Raw genomic sequence first — 14,637 nt, forward strand, 5'->3', positions numbered from 1 at the left:
TTGCATGCAAACTCTTCTTGATTGTACCGGAGCAGCCCGTATCCGTCAAAGCTATTCAATTATTTTCATAAAATTTCGAAAAACAAATAAACCCGCAGGCGAACCTGCAGGTTTATTGCTCTTATTTACGAGGCATAGCCACGAAGTGGCCTTTGGATACCTCAACCAGCTCGGAGTTTTCCAAATCGAAAGCACCGCCGGAGCCGGAGTCGTTTTTGCCGGAAATTGGACCGGATGCATCATCCTCCAGCAAAATCCGTTTTTTGTTCGCTTCCACTTCCGGATCCGGAACCGGGATGGCGGACAAAAGCGTTTTGGTGTAAGGATGCTGCGGGTTGGAGTAAAGCTCATCACTTGGAGCAAGCTCTACCACTTTACCCAGGTACATAACCGCCACACGGTCACTGATGTGTTTAACCATAGACAAGTCATGGGCAACAAACAAATACGTAAGTCCGAGTCTGTTCTGCAGTTCCGTCAGCAGGTTCACGACCTGAGCCTGAATGGATACGTCAAGCGCCGAAATCGGTTCGTCACAAATGATGAACTTCGGATTTACCGCAAGCGCGCGGGCAATCCCGATCCGCTGACGCTGACCGCCGGAGAATTCGTGCGGATAACGGGAAGCATGATCGGATTTAAGACCTACCAGATCCAGCAGTTCTTCAACCCGTTTCTTCCGTTCCATACGACTGCCTGCAAGACCATGAATATCAAGCGCTTCGCCGATAATATCCATAACCGTGAAACGCGGGTTCAAAGAGGCGTACGGGTCCTGGAAAATCATCTGCATGTCGCGGCGCATGGCTTTCATTTTACCCGGGGACAGCTTGTAAATGTCAGTTCCTTCGAAACGGACGCTTCCCGCGGTCGGCTCATACAAGCGGAGAATCGTACGACCAGCGGTCGATTTACCGCAGCCGGATTCACCTACAAGGCCCAGAGTCTCGCCTTTTTGAATCGAAAAGCTGATATCGTTAACGGCCTTTAAGGTTTTGCCTTGACCAACGTTAAAAAACTTCTTCAAACCGTCTACTTCAATTAATGGTTGACTCAAGACGGATTCACCTCCTGTGCCATTGGATGATGCAGCCAGCAGCGAGCCATATGTGTTTCGCTGAATTCAGTCGGATCCGGATCAATTTGTTCGCAAACCTTCATGGCATGCGGACAGCGTGCCGCAAACGGACAGCCGACAGGTGGCTTAATCAAATCCGGCGGCGTACCCGGAATCGGGATCAGCGGCTCGTCTTTGCTTTGGTCAACCCGCGGAAGGGAACGAAGCAAACCTTGCGTATAAGGATGGCTAGGGTTCTTGAAGATCTCCCATTTCGTTCCTGTCTCCACCACTTCACCTGCATACATAACAATAACGCGGTCACACATGCCAGCTACTACGCCGAGGTCATGCGTAATCAAGATGATTGACGTACCCAATTTTTCCTGCATGTCTCTCATGACATCCAAAATTTGAGCTTGTATCGTAACGTCGAGCGCGGTCGTTGGTTCGTCGGCGATGAGCAGCGCCGGCCGGCAGGCCAGTGCAATCGCGATCATAACCCGTTGACGCATGCCGCCGGAGAATTCGTGCGGATACTGGTTATAACGAGCTTCAGCGTTTTTGATGCCAACCATCTTAAGCATTTCAATGGCTCTATCCTTTGCCTCTTGACCGGACAGGTTCTGGTGTTTGATCAAACCTTCCGTGATCTGGCGCCCTACTTTAATAGTAGGATTAAGGGAAGTCATAGGATCCTGGAAGATCATTCCGATATCTTTACCGCGAATAGCTTCCATTTGTTTGTTCGTTTTATTTAGCAGGTTCTCGCCCTGGAAAATAATTTCGCCATTCTTCACAAAAGAAGGCGGTGAAGGAATAAGACGCATAATCGATTGCGCGGTAACACTTTTACCACTACCGGATTCACCTACGATGGCAATGGTTTCACCTTTGCCAAGTTCAAAATTAACGCCGCGGACAGCCTGAACTTCTCCGCCTCTTACTTTGAAGGAAACATGCAAATCTTTAACCTGCAAAATCGGTTCCATAGTTTCACCTCCTATTTTTTCAATTTAGGATCAAGCGCGTCGCGAAGACCGTCGCCAAAAATGTTAAATGCAAGCATCGTTACACTGATCAGAATGGCCGGGAACAGCATACGCCAAGGATAATACATCCAGCCTGTCAAAGCGTCGTTGACCATCGAACCGAGGGAAGCAACCGGTGCTTGTACACCCAGACCCAAGAAGCTAAGGAAGGCTTCCGAAAAAATCGCATTCGGTACGGACAAAGTCAAAGTAACGATAATTGGACCTACCGCATTCGGCAGCAGGTGGCGGAACAACAAACGTCCGGAGCCGGCACCCATCGAACGGGAAGCAAGTACGAACTCACGGTTCTTGAGCTGCATAATTTCACCGCGGACAATCCACGACATATTGATCCAGCCTGTAATCGTCAAAGCTAAAATAATAGTCCCCAAACTTGGCTCAAAGACAACCAAGAGAAGAATCGTTACAAGAAGATAAGGAATCGCATATAGGATTTCGGAAAATTTGTTCATGATTTCGTCGACACGTCCGCCGAAGTAACCCATGATACCGCCGTAAATAACGCCGATCAGCAGGTCAATCAGAGCCGCTACAAGGCCAACGATCAAGGAAATCCGGGCGCCCATCCAGGTACGGACAAACATGTCCCGTCCCAGATCATCCGTGCCGAACCAATGCTCAGCCGAAGGCTTCTGGTTGGTGGCCAGCAAATCATTTGTATAATAGTTAAATTTCGAAATCCAAGGACCAACGATGGCCATAATTACAATTAACGCCAGAAGAATCAAAGCCCCCATAGCTACCTTGTTTTCGATAAGCCGCCGCCAGGCGTCTTTCCAGGCGGAAACGCTCTCGCGCTGAATAATCTCAGCGTTTTTCTCTGATGTGTCCAATTTACGGAAATCATCGGGCGTCAATGCCACGTTTTGTTTAACAGCTGAGTTGGAATCTAAAGACATCGGTTAGCCCTCCTTCCTTGAACTTAATTTCACGCGTGGATCGACCACGACATACAATAGATCAGAAACCAAGCGAGCAAGCATCAACAGTACGCCATAGAAGATGGTAATCCCCATAATGAGCGGATAGTCCCGGTTCGTAATGGATTCGACAAATTGTTTACCGATCCCGCCGATCCCGAAGACCTGTTCGATAACTACCGAACCTGTAACGATGTTGGCAGTCATAGGTCCCATATACGTAATGACCGGCATAATGCCGTTGCGCACTACGTGTCTAAACATGATGGTAAACCAGTTCAAACCTTTAGCCTTTGCGGTTTTAATATAATCCGCATGTAGGACCTCCAGCATGCTGGAACGCGTCAAACGGGCTATAAAGGCTATTGGCTGTGCGGACAACGCCGCTACTGGAAGTACGTAATCGAGCGGCGTCTCAAAGCCCGCAACCCTAAAGATATGCATCTTAAAGGCAAAGAAAAACTGAAGCAAAGCTGCCAAAACAAAGCTTGGTACTGCAATTCCCAATACAGCCAGTACCATGGCCACGTTATCGATCAGCTTTCGGTGGTAAAGCGCCGCGAGCATCCCCAGCAGAACACCGACAATAAGCGACACCACGATGGCGATAATCCCCAGTTTAAGGGATACTGAGAAGGTTTTCAGAATTAGACCTGTGACATCCTGGTTCACGTGTTTCATCGAAATACCAAGATCACCTTGAACAATGTTGCCCAAATATTTGCCATATTGTACATATAGCGGCTTATCGAATCCGTACTGTTCAAACAGACGTGCTCGAATTTCGGGCGGAACTTTTTTCTCGGACTGAAACGGGTCACCCGGAATGGCTTTCATCAGGAAGAAAGTGGCCGACACCAAAATAAACAGGGAGACCAGCAAATAGAAGACTTTACTCAATACATAACGAAACATGCCCGAATTTGCACCTCCTTTGTCGAATAAAAACAACACAAAAAAATTTTACCTAAATGCACCAACTTTGTCTATTGGCAATACATAAAAAAACGGGATATATGTGGATATCCACACATATATCCCATAGGTTATAAAGTTAAAGCAAGTTCTTCAATGAAGATTGAAGTTCTTAGTGTTCAAGCAGGTAAGCTCTGGAGTAGTCAACGGAACCGCTGTAATCCAAAGTTACGCCTTTCAGATATGGTTTAATCAAAGCCGGGTTTGTGTAATAGTAAATCGGCATGATACCCATTTGGTCGCCGATCAGAATTTGTTCGGCTTTACGGAAGTCTTCCATACGAGCTTTGTTGTCGGAGTTTTTGTACGCATCCGCAACAAGTGCATCGTAAGTAGGATCATTTAATTTGATATCGTTGTTACCACTTTGAGTGGTCCACATATCGATAAAGGTCATAGGGTCGTTGTAGTCAGGCACCCATCCGGCACGAGCGACTTGATAGTCACCGCTTTGACGGTTTTTGATGAATACGCCCCATTCTTGGTTTTCGATTTTAACGTCTACACCAAGGTTTTTCTTCCACATATCAGTAACTGCCAAGGCAATTTTCTTGTGGTTGTCATCGGTGTTGTAAGTCAATGTAATTGGAGGCAGGGAAGTAATACCCTCTTCAGCCATACCTTCTTGAAGCAATTTCTTAGCTTCAGTTACATCTTCTTTAAAGTAATCTTCTGGGTACTCTTCACGGAACGATTTCTCAGCACCGTTGATGCCCGGAGGAATCAAACCAAATGCAGGAACTTGACCCGCTTTAGTTACGTTGTCAACGATCGATTGACGATCAATTGCCATCGAAAATGCCTTACGGATCTTAGCATTGTCAAAAGGTTTAGCTTTTGTATTGAACTCGTAGTAGTAAAGGCTCGCTACTGGATCAATGTGGAACTCGTCTTTAAATTGATCTTTCAAAATTGGAATCTGGTCGGCAGGGATGTTACCATTTGGCTGACCTGCACGATCAAGCTCACCGCTTTGGTAAGACAAAACTTCAGTTGCTGCACTGTTTACAACAGTAGCTTTAATTTTGTCCAGCTTAATGTCTTTGTTATCCCAATAGTTAGGGTTTTTAGTAAATTCCATCGATTGGCCTGTTACCAGACCAGTCAGCGTGAATGGACCATTTGTAATCATTGTGCTTGGATCAGTTGCCCATTTGTCGTTATCCGCAACGGACTTATGCACTGGGAAATAAGTGTAGAAAGAAGTCAAGTTAATAAAGTAAGGCGTTGTGTTCTCCAAAGTAACTTCCAGCGTATAATCGTCAACTGCTTTTACGCCGACTTGGGAGAAATCAGTGATTTTGCCTTCATTGTAAGCTTGAGCATTCTTCAGGTAGTACAATTGGTAAGCATAGGCTGGAGCTGGTTGAGTCTTAGGATCAAGAACGCGCTGCCAAGCAAATACGAAATCATTTGCTGTTACAGGGTCGCCGTTGCTCCATTTAGCATCTTTGCGAAGTTGGAAAGTGTAAATTTTACCGGTAGAATCCGATTTCCAGCTTTCCGCAACGCCCGGAACTTCTTTGGAGTTCTCATCAACACGAACCAAACCTTCATACATCAGGTTCAATGCTGTGTGCGCCTGGTTGTCCTGTGCTTGTGCAGGATCAAATGTCGGCACATCAGCCGCAAAGTTAATGCGGAGTGTTTGGTCTGCTGCCAATTTCTCTTCGCCGCCAGCATTGCTGCTGCCAGTATTGCTTCCTTCGTTACCGCTGTTTGCTGCAGAGTTGTTATTATTGGAACCGCAAGCGGCCAATACAAAGCTTACAGCAAGAACCAGCGTCAGAAGGACAAGCCATCTTTGCTTCTTCATGTAACTTTTCCCCCTACATATTTAGTGTGGTTTATTTTTCAGATTATACAACCGATGGTTGAAAAAATCTATCATTAATTTTAATAAATCCCGTAGTTTTCTGAAGTAATCTCACATGAAAGTGCTTTAATTTCCATTTCCCAAGTGTAACCTGACACGAGCTGTTAGTCTTCCTGTCTTTATTTTCCTGTTCTGCTAAACTGCTCTTGTTCCCTGGTTGTCCCCATTTCTCAGAACAAGATTTAATTATTATACTGCCCATATGTAAGGAAATAATCCGACAATAAAAAATATCAAATAAGCAACGCTGGTCAGCAGAAAAGAAAGCCTCCATACCGCTTTTACCAGCCTTTTAGGATTCACTTTCCCTTTAAGCCTGTTCTGGGCGCCGCCGATCAACCCGCCGCACACAAGCATAAACAGCAGGACCAGATAAAATCCAAAACCTGTCCCGAAAATCTGGTTAAACAAAGCCGATACGGAGAGGATCAAAAATAGGGTTGTTACGTCCATAGCCAGCAGCAGCGACCTTCTCTTATCCCGCTTCCAGAGATAGTAACCTCCATAGACAAGCAAAAAAGGAATAATCGGGAGAACGCTTAAAGCGATAAAAGGCTCAAGGATTGCCATGTCTCCACCTCCCTTTCTATTTTACGTATTGCTTAAACCTTTGATTAACCGCCATACCCATTCATGGGCCGGAGCTGACATACCTGCTTTGCCTGCCATTTCAACCAGATATCCATTAATAAAATCCACTTCCGTTTCTTCCCCCCGCTGCACATCAGCCAGCATAGAAGATATATTGCCTGAAGTGGTTCGGCAGACTTCCTTGATCTGTTCTCCGATATCCGCATCGTAAGGAATTCCCAGCCGCTCATATATGGCTAAAGCTTCGCTGATTAATCCTTCCAGGGCTCCCCTGCGGTATTCTGAGGTTAGAAGCTCCCCATTTGGAATTCTCCAAAGAGCAGTCAACGGATTAATGGCTGCATTCATGAGGAGTTTCCTATGCATCTCTCTTTCGATATCTTTCGCCACCTGGGCGCCAAATCCTGCCTGACCGAGCACATCCGCAATTTCTGTAAGCTTGACTGGATCGGCTTCAAAGGGTGAACCCAGCCGTGTTTGTCCGGGATTCGAACGAATGACCTGATTAGCTGAAAGCTTTTTTGCTCCTTCTGTAGTGACGGCAGCGTAGAGCTGATCCCGACTCAAATAGCTGGCAAGGCGGTCCAGATGTCCCATTCCGTTCTGCAGGCAGACAACCGGGACATGGGATTCCTTAATGAAAGCAAGAGAGTCCAGCAGACCCGAAGTCAAATGACGCTGTTTGACAGCCAATAGCACCCATGCCGATCCCTCCGCCTTCTCCGCCCAGCCCCTGGACAAGACCCCAGCCTCGATTCCTGTCTTAACCGTGTTCCGGAGACCATTGTGATGTTCCAGTTCAATTCCGTGCCGGTTGATCCAATCTGCCTGTTCCTCCGTTCTTGTCCATAGGTGTACGTTATGTCCTGCAGCACTAAGCTCTCCCGCAAACAGCAGGCCGATAGCACCGGCGCCAACAATATCGATGCGCAATACGTTCACTCCTTTTTGCATGCCTTCTATGTCTTTGATTCTTTTCTTTTATACCAGAGTTTGTACAAAATCAAAAGGACCACCTCAAGAGGCGGCCCTTTATGTCGGGATAAACAGGATTCACTTTAGAAGTGTTACGGCGCTATTCAATCCGTTCCAGATTCCCGTTGGCATCCATTTTAAACTTCGATTTTTCTTCTTCTTCCTCATTCAGGAAGGCCAGCCTGCGTGCCCGGTCCATGATTTGAATCAAGGCCTTATAATCGTCATTTACTACTCTATAGTCCGTTTGAACTTCGCTTACCTGATGGGAGAGTCGATCGTTCTCTTCTCTCAGCATTGCCAGCTCTTGTTCTTTCTCCTGAAGCTGCTTCTCCAGATGGCGGACCTGACGGCCATTATCCTGCAAGGAACCTTTCCAGTTTTTCAAAAAGCGGATAACGGCATCAATGGATAGACTTTCTTCACTGAAGCTTTCATTTTTATACAAGCTTTCTTCTGCCTCAGGTGCTGCCAGACCTGCAATGGCTACATTTCCCGGGGAATGTGGCTGCTTCTTCAAGTAATTGCGTTTCTGGCGCTGGGCTTTGGCAACCTGAATGGCAGATTCGTATCTCTTCCGGACGCAGCTGTTCCATCTGAACCCACAGGCGGCAGCCGTTCTTCCGATCCGCTCACCTACTTCTTCAAAGGCTGTTAATTGGGTACTGCCCTCCCGAATATGGCGAAGTGTCACCTCCGCCAAAATCAAATCATCTTCGGCACTCCATGCGTCTTGTCTCACTGCTGTCATGCGATATAAACCCTCCTAACGACATCCTGAATGATCAGTCTATAACAACCGGCTTCTCCTCCCCGGCTGTTCGATAATGAAAAAACTGCTTATTACATCTCTATGCCTCTCTTAAAGTTCATAGAATCTATTTGCTATTTGTATTTCCATTTTTTCATTTCCCCATACCTGCCGGGGAGGAAGCAAAGGCTTGTCGCGGTAAGAAGGGCCAAGCCTGCGGTAGTGAAGGCAATTTGGAAGGTTTGGTCTTATTTTTGAACAACTTATCATATAGTTATATGTATCTTTCACTTTTACATCAAGGAGGGGTGCGTTTGTTTCATCGGACATTGAAGCTTTGGATCTCCGCCGCTTTGCTTGCCGCCTCCATTTGTACTCCCGCCTTAACGCTGGCCGATCCGGATTCCGACGAAACCCAGAAAGTATTGGAGAAAAGTTTGTCCGTTGTGGAGATTGACCGTGAGATCGCAAAAATCGAACAACAGCAGCAGCAGCTTGAGCAATCTATCGAGGAGAATACGTCCCGGCTTCAAATTCAAGAACACGATATTGTCACGGCCAAACAACAAGCCGGGGAACGAATAAGGGCTTATTATATGGGCGAACGAGAGGATTTGCTGGGTTCCCTGTTGTCCGTCAAAAATTTCCATGATTTCCTGACCGTTGTGGACTATATCAGTCTCATCTTTGAACGCGACCAGGAGATCATCGGAACTTATCAGCAGGCTTATACGAAGCTGAAGCAGAACAAGCAACAGCTCGACAAAATGTCTGCAGATCTGGTGAAGACGAAAACGGATCTGCAATCGGAGAAGGCACGGGTTGTCGCCCTTCAGGAGGAGGTGGACCGATCTGTTGCAAGCAGCAAGGATCCTGAGAAATTAAAACAAATGATCGATGAGCTGGGGACTTTCTGGAATGATGTAGGGCTTGCCGAAGTCCGCAAATATTTTAAAGCGCTGGATCAAGCGATGAAGGATTTCCCTGATTATGTGGAGCAATATAACGGCAGTCTGGCCACCAATGGTCTGAACTACACCTTAACGATTAAAGAAGAGAATTTGAATGCCTTCCTGCGTTCTAAAAATGCTTTGTTTAATAATTTTTCTTTCCATTTCCAATCCGATCAGGTGATTGCCGAAGGCCAGGAAGGCGACCTGAAATTACGCCTGGAAGGGCACTATACGGTCACCGACAATCCGAAGAACGCTATTATCTTTCATGTTGACAAGCTGGTCTTCAATGGCCTAACCCTGCCTGATACTACAGCTAAAGAGCTGGAGCAGGATTTCGACCTTGGATTTTATCCGCAGCAGATGATGCCTTTCATCAAAGCTACATCCGTTGAGTTAGAGCCGCAATTGATGACCGTAAAATTAAAGCTCGCCCTATGAGGGCGAGCTTTAAGCTTTAAGGGTATTCCATTCAAATTTGTACCCATTCAAATTAATAATTGATTACCGATTCAAGTCCGCGGCCAACTGCCCCATAAAAGTATCCGCTGTGGTTTTCCCTTGCAGAAACTGCCCGGTATGCCCCGACACTAAGGTGAGCACCTCTTGGGTATTCTCCGCAACCGGCAGGGACCAAAAGGCGTCTTTGTCGCCGCTGGCCTCCAGCCATGGCGAAATCGCCTTTTCCCCAGAAGCATCATACAATGATTTCAATGCGGGGAGCTCCCCTGCTTTCTCATACCAAATCTTCTGCTCTGCCGCTTCCGTCATTGCGGTAATCCATCTGCCGGCCGTTTCGGTATCGAGCGTTTCGGCCGTGACAACAAAACTGTGGCCAAACAAAGTCATCCGGCTCGCGGCACCTGTGCCAGCCGGTGTCTCCGCATGGAGTCCTAATCCGGGATGGGTGACGAACTCCGAATAAGGAACCAGAGCCATAGCCGCAGCCCCCTTGGCCACTTGCTGCAATCCCTCCGCTGCACTGCCCTCTTTCAAATCGGACAGACCCGAACGAACGGACTCCAGCAAATGAATCGCAGATTGATCCTCTTCGGAAAGAACTGCATTCTTCCCCCCAGCTTTCAGGCTCAGGTTCGCACCAAATCGGTGTAGCAAAGTCACCACAGACTGGGCATCGTCAAAATCAGCGGCAAGCAGCTTCAAAGGTTTGTCCCCTTTGTCCTTATGATCCTGTACAGCTTTGTACAGCTTACCCCAATCTTCCGGCGCTGCAGGCAGCCCTTCAAACCCAAGACCGTTCAGAATGTCTGGGTTATAGACAAGAACATAAGGATCCATATCCTTCGGAACCGCCCATATATATCCGTTCCATTCACTGAAGGATTGAAGCCGGCTTAAAGAGTTCCCGGCAGCCGTACCCGTAAAATAACTGTCTACAGGCAGCAAATATCCATTAACGGCGAATTCCCGGACCCAGGCATTATCAACGAGCAGGACATCCGGAGCATCATGGAGCGCCAGGTCCTTCTGGAAGATGTCATAAGTATTTTTCCCGTATTCGTTCACCAGATCGACGCTCACATGATGACCTTCCATAAAAATCCGATTTCTATCCTGAAGGAGTTTAAAAGCTTCCGGTTCCATTTGAACCGCTACCCGAATATGACCCGGCGCCTCCTCCACTTCCTGATTAGGCAGTGGAGGGCTTTCCAGAAATCCGGTTTCGTCATCCTGAACATAAGCTCTGTCTTCCCCCGGAGATAAACTGATTAAGGCAAGTAATAGAATGGCAAAAAGCACCCAATGGTTTTTACGCTTCACAGCCTGTTCTTCCTCTCATGACTTTGCCGGGCCCGGTATATTCGCCGGTCAGCGTTTATTTGTTATTGTAACAAAAAACACGCTTATTTGTCCCAGTTTCCATAAGGTTGTCAGAGCAGACTGCAGCACAGAAAATTATGGAATAACCCTTACAGCAGATCAGCGGCAAGCTGGGCCAGCTTGGAGCGCTCACCTTTTTCCAGGGTAATATGGCCGCTGATGTTCTGCTGCTTAAAACGGTCCACCACATAAGATAAACCGTTGCTGGCCGCATCCAGATATGGATGGTCAATCTGTCCGGGATCACCCATCAAAATAATTTTACTGCCTTCACCAACGCGGGAAACAATCGTTTTGACCTCGTGACGCGAAAGGTTTTGCGCTTCGTCCACAATAATATATTGGGACGGAATGGAACGGCCGCGGATATAAGTCAAAGCCTCGACCTGAATACTGCCTAGTCCCATCAAGATTTTATCGATGTCACCGGCTTTTTTCGTATCAAATAAATACTCCAAATTATCATATATAGGCTGCATCCAGGGACGCAGCTTCTCGTCCTTTTCTCCCGGCAGATAGCCGATGTCTTTCCCCATCGGTACGACGGGCCGGGCAATCAGCAATTTTTTAAAACGATGTTCGTCTTCCACTTTTAATAGTCCGGCCGCCAAAGCAAGCAGCGTTTTGCCTGTTCCGGCTTTGCCCGTTATCGTGACAAGCGGAATATCATCATTCAGAAGCAGTTCAAGAGCCATTCTCTGCTGCGCGTTGCGGGCGCCTATTCCCCAAACCGGATCATTGCTCAAAAATAACGGCTCCAGGCGTGTTGCTTCGCTGTTCACTTTCAGCAGCGCAGACTTTCCTGTACCCATTTCGTCCTTCAAGATTACAAACTCATGCGGATAAAGCGGAAAGTTTAAATTGAGCGGTTTTATCGACAGAAACCGATAGGTATAGAACTGATCGATAACGGACGGATGCACCATCAGTGTGGAGTATCCTGTATACAGCTCATCCGGGTCCGCCGTACGGTCTGTCAAATAGTCCTGAGCCGGAATGCCCAGCACATCCGCTTTGATGCGGACCAGCACGTCTTTGCTGACCAAGACAACTGAACGTTTCTCGGCTTCGGGGAGATCCTTCTGCTCAATGAGATAATTCATCGCTACGGCCAAAATGCGATTGTCGTTTGTAATTTCGCCGAACATTTCCTGAACCTTCAAAAAACTCCGATGATTCAGCTCGACTCTCAGCTTGCCGCCGCCATGAAGGTTAACTCCGTCATGCAGATGCCCCAGCTCCCTCAATCCGTCCAGACGCCGGGAAACCCCTCGGGCATTGCGGCCGATCTCATCGGCGTTTCGCTTCTTGGAGTCAATCTCTTCAAGCACTATCGCTGGTATGACGACTTCATTTTCCTCAAAAGCAAAAATCGCATTGGGATCGTGCAGCAGCACATTCGTGTCCAGTACAAATATCTTTTTCATTCGCATCCCCTCCGGTTTTGCATCCCCACATGTTATACATATTTGACTTCATGCCCGGACAGAATAAGAGCAGTAAATTCGATGGAAAAAACGATAATATTACATTTAAGAAAGGAAAGATGTAGATGCGAAGCTGGACATATATACTGGCGGCAGCCATTGCTTTCGCGGCTCTGTCCGGATGCGGGGCTAATAAAGGGGCCAATCAGGCGGACCAAGCCAGAAACCAGACTCAACGGATGGAAAGTACGGGACAACTGAACGCCCAACAGAGGACTCAGCAGATCCATCAGCAGCAAACAAATCCCGGAGCGGCAGCGAGCAACGGGAATGGGAATCAAACTGGCCAATTGGCAGCTGATGCTCATCTGGAGCAGCTGGCTTCCCGGGTTCCGGGCGTTAAAGGCGCTCACGTGGTGATGCTCGGGAAAACGGCAATCATCGGCATCGACGTTGACGGCAAACTTGATCGTTCACGTGTCGGCACCATCAAATATTCGGTAGCCGAAGCTGTTCATAAGGACCCACGCGGCGCCAATGCCATCGTTACCGCTGATGCCGATGTATCCAACCGTTTGGCGGAAATAGGCTCAAGCATTCGTGAAGGCAGACCTATAGAAGGGATGGCTAACGAGCTTGCGGATCTCGTAGGACGGATCGTGCCGCAGCTGCCGTCCGATGTAAAACAAAATGAGGACAACCAGCAGATTACATCTCCAGGCGATCGTTTACGGGGCCAAAATGTGCCGAACAACAACCAGCCCCGGAGAGAAACTCCGGCTCAGCAGCCCCATCAGCAAATGACACGCTAGGCCGTTAGGTAAAAGAATAAAGACGCCATTCCGAGTTGGAATGGCGTCTTTATTTTTAGCGGGTAAGCTAAACAGCTTTCAGCTCTTATTTTAAGCTCTTGTCTGTCTCTATCGGATTAGTTGCCCGAATTTCCGTCCGAAGAGGAACTGTCCTCGGTCGTTTGAACGGTCTTGCCGGCCAGTTCATCCTTAAGCGCTTGTTTAGCCGCTTCCAGCTCATCATCGTGCAGATATACATATGGAGACTTCCAGTCCCCTGTAATCGGCATGAAATGGACATTCTCTTTGGAAATATTCCAGTAGGCAGCGATCATGTTCTTGATCTGCCCCTGCTCCAGATCAGTTTCCATGTTATCGCCAACGGATTCAATCGCTTTGCCTGCACCCAAAACGCCATTCAGCGATTTCGCCTGGTCAATCAGCGCATGCAGGACATCGTTTTGGCGGCGGTTGCGGTCAAAATCGTCGGAAGCATCTGTTCTTGGCGAACAGTTAGATTTACGATAACGTACAAAATCAAGTGCTTCTTTACCATTCAGATGCTGCTCGCCCTTTTTCAAATCAATGTCCGTGCCGTCCGCCGTATCCTTGTAGCACATGTCCTTGTCCACATTGACGTCCACGCCGTGCAGCGCATCCACGATATCCCGGAAGCCTTGGAAATTCAGCACCGTTACGTAATCAATGTTCAAATCGAAAAATTTGCTCATCATCGTTTTCATCTCGTCTTCGGCTGAAATCCCGGATTTCTTCTCAGCAGCCAGGAAGTTAGGATAAAAAGCGTTGATCTTATTCGTCTTATAACCCTCCATCGAGAAACGGGTATCACGCGGAAGCGATACAACGGTTGCCGACTTGGTCTTTGGATTCATGGCAATGACCATAATGACATCACTGAGATGAGTGCCGCTTTCTGGCCGGTAATCCGTACCAAGCAGCAGCATCGAAAGAGGTTTAACATTCGCTTCCTGCCCGGCTGCGACCGGTCGGTCAGCACCCGCTTGGTTAATGGTTTCATTGACGTTATAAGCCAGGTAGGCGGCATATCCGCCTGCGCCTATTACAAGAACAATAATCATAATCAACAATATTTGAAAAAAACGTTTGACAGGACCCTTTTTCTTCTTCCCTTTCCTTGCGTGCGCTCCTTTAGAAGCCCCACCGCTGCTTTTCCGCTGGGTCTGCTGTCTAGGAGGAAGACTTCCATGATCAGATGGACTCATTTTTAAACACCTTTTTCATTCATAATATATAACAAAATCACCAGACGGCCGTCCCTTGAAACGACCATCCAAGGTAGGCCAGAAAAAAATCGGACACCTAAGCGTCCGACTTCTCTCTGACGGATAACCGCCGGTATTTATATAACGTTCAATTCTGACCTAAAGTTACAAAAAGAACGT

The 14,637-nt window shown here is 47.5% G+C and carries 13 protein-coding genes; 2 read left to right on the forward strand and 11 right to left on the reverse strand.

Features of this window, described 5'->3' with window-relative positions; all coding sequences use genetic code 11:
• Nucleotides 1-121 precede the first annotated feature (121 nt).
• The 8 genes from CBE73_RS06785 to CBE73_RS06820 all read right to left on the reverse strand — a co-directional run bounded on the left by CBE73_RS06785 (nucleotide 122) and on the right by CBE73_RS06820 (nucleotide 8,200).
• Entirely contained in the window at nucleotides 122-1,057 is a 936-nt protein-coding gene (locus CBE73_RS06785; RefSeq protein ID WP_094093584.1) for an ABC transporter ATP-binding protein, read from the reverse strand.
• Nucleotides 1,054-2,049: an ABC transporter ATP-binding protein gene (locus CBE73_RS06790; RefSeq protein ID WP_094093585.1), complete on the reverse strand. Its 996-nt coding sequence runs from the start codon at nucleotides 2,047-2,049 to the stop codon at nucleotides 1,054-1,056. Before CBE73_RS06790 ends, CBE73_RS06785 begins: the two co-directional genes overlap by 4 nt.
• A gap of 11 nt (nucleotides 2,050-2,060) precedes the next feature.
• Complete coding sequence (locus CBE73_RS06795; protein WP_094093586.1) at nucleotides 2,061-3,011, reverse strand: ABC transporter permease; 951 nt, start codon at nucleotides 3,009-3,011, stop codon at nucleotides 2,061-2,063.
• A gap of 3 nt (nucleotides 3,012-3,014) precedes the next feature.
• Nucleotides 3,015-3,947 carry an ABC transporter permease gene (locus tag CBE73_RS06800; RefSeq protein WP_094093587.1) on the reverse strand — a complete coding sequence of 311 codons (933 nt, stop codon included), beginning with the start codon at nucleotides 3,945-3,947 and terminating at the stop codon, nucleotides 3,015-3,017.
• A gap of 172 nt (nucleotides 3,948-4,119) precedes the next feature.
• Nucleotides 4,120-5,823: a peptide ABC transporter substrate-binding protein gene (locus CBE73_RS06805; RefSeq protein WP_094093588.1), complete on the reverse strand. Its 1,704-nt coding sequence runs from the start codon at nucleotides 5,821-5,823 to the stop codon at nucleotides 4,120-4,122.
• Between the two features lie 249 nt (nucleotides 5,824-6,072).
• Nucleotides 6,073-6,453 (reverse strand): DUF3397 domain-containing protein, encoded by a 381-nt coding sequence (locus CBE73_RS06810; RefSeq protein WP_094093589.1) that lies wholly within the window; start codon nucleotides 6,451-6,453, stop codon nucleotides 6,073-6,075.
• A 21-nt stretch (nucleotides 6,454-6,474) separates the two neighbouring features.
• Nucleotides 6,475-7,407 (reverse strand): ketopantoate reductase family protein, encoded by a 933-nt coding sequence (locus CBE73_RS06815; protein WP_157739430.1) that lies wholly within the window; start codon nucleotides 7,405-7,407, stop codon nucleotides 6,475-6,477.
• A 142-nt stretch (nucleotides 7,408-7,549) separates the two neighbouring features.
• Nucleotides 7,550-8,200: an RsfA family transcriptional regulator gene (locus tag CBE73_RS06820; protein ID WP_094093591.1), complete on the reverse strand. Its 651-nt coding sequence runs from the start codon at nucleotides 8,198-8,200 to the stop codon at nucleotides 7,550-7,552.
• Nucleotides 8,201-8,514: 314 nt separating this feature from the next.
• Between CBE73_RS06820 and CBE73_RS06825 the strand changes: the two genes are divergently transcribed.
• Entirely contained in the window at nucleotides 8,515-9,594 is a 1,080-nt protein-coding gene (locus CBE73_RS06825) for a coiled-coil domain-containing protein (protein WP_094093592.1), read from the forward strand.
• A 63-nt stretch (nucleotides 9,595-9,657) separates the two neighbouring features.
• Here CBE73_RS06825 and CBE73_RS06830 read toward each other — a convergent pair whose 3' ends face one another.
• Together CBE73_RS06830 and CBE73_RS06835 are read right to left on the reverse strand one after the other, a co-directional pair.
• On the reverse strand, nucleotides 9,658-10,935 hold the full coding sequence (locus CBE73_RS06830; protein ID WP_094093593.1) for an ABC transporter substrate-binding protein: 1,278 nt from the start codon (nucleotides 10,933-10,935) through the stop codon (nucleotides 9,658-9,660).
• A gap of 149 nt (nucleotides 10,936-11,084) precedes the next feature.
• Entirely contained in the window at nucleotides 11,085-12,422 is a 1,338-nt protein-coding gene (locus CBE73_RS06835; RefSeq protein WP_094093594.1) for a PhoH family protein, read from the reverse strand.
• 125 nt (nucleotides 12,423-12,547) lie between these two features.
• Between CBE73_RS06835 and CBE73_RS06840 the strand changes: the two genes are divergently transcribed.
• Nucleotides 12,548-13,234: a YhcN/YlaJ family sporulation lipoprotein gene (locus CBE73_RS06840; RefSeq protein WP_094093595.1), complete on the forward strand. Its 687-nt coding sequence runs from the start codon at nucleotides 12,548-12,550 to the stop codon at nucleotides 13,232-13,234.
• 116 nt (nucleotides 13,235-13,350) lie between these two features.
• Here the strand turns inward: CBE73_RS06840 and CBE73_RS06845 are convergent, their stop codons facing one another.
• Complete coding sequence (locus CBE73_RS06845) at nucleotides 13,351-14,457, reverse strand: LCP family protein (protein ID WP_094093596.1); 1,107 nt, start codon at nucleotides 14,455-14,457, stop codon at nucleotides 13,351-13,353.
• Nucleotides 14,458-14,637: the final 180 nt, after the last annotated feature.

This window comes from Paenibacillus physcomitrellae (genome assembly GCF_002240225.1).
Lineage (GTDB): Bacteria > Bacillota > Bacilli > Paenibacillales > Paenibacillaceae > Fontibacillus > Fontibacillus physcomitrellae.

What these genes read in the sequence shown, in the direction of transcription:
- CBE73_RS06790 (WP_094093585.1), bottom strand. Translation starts at nt 2,049, where the DNA reads ATGGAACCGATTTTGCAGGTTAAAGATTTGCATGTTTCCTTCAAAGTA.
- CBE73_RS06795 (WP_094093586.1), bottom strand. Translation starts at nt 3,011, where the DNA reads ATGTCTTTAGATTCCAACTCAGCTGTTAAACAAAACGTGGCATTGACG.
- CBE73_RS06800 (WP_094093587.1), bottom strand. Translation starts at nt 3,947, where the DNA reads ATGTTTCGTTATGTATTGAGTAAAGTCTTCTATTTGCTGGTCTCCCTG.
- CBE73_RS06805 (WP_094093588.1), bottom strand. Translation starts at nt 5,823, where the DNA reads ATGAAGAAGCAAAGATGGCTTGTCCTTCTGACGCTGGTTCTTGCTGTA.
- CBE73_RS06810 (WP_094093589.1), bottom strand. Translation starts at nt 6,453, where the DNA reads ATGGCAATCCTTGAGCCTTTTATCGCTTTAAGCGTTCTCCCGATTATT.
- CBE73_RS06820 (WP_094093591.1), bottom strand. Translation starts at nt 8,200, where the DNA reads ATGACAGCAGTGAGACAAGACGCATGGAGTGCCGAAGATGATTTGATT.
- CBE73_RS06835 (WP_094093594.1), bottom strand. Translation starts at nt 12,422, where the DNA reads ATGAAAAAGATATTTGTACTGGACACGAATGTGCTGCTGCACGATCCC.
- CBE73_RS06840 (WP_094093595.1), top strand. Translation starts at nt 12,548, where the DNA reads ATGCGAAGCTGGACATATATACTGGCGGCAGCCATTGCTTTCGCGGCT.
- CBE73_RS06845 (WP_094093596.1), bottom strand. Translation starts at nt 14,457, where the DNA reads ATGAGTCCATCTGATCATGGAAGTCTTCCTCCTAGACAGCAGACCCAG.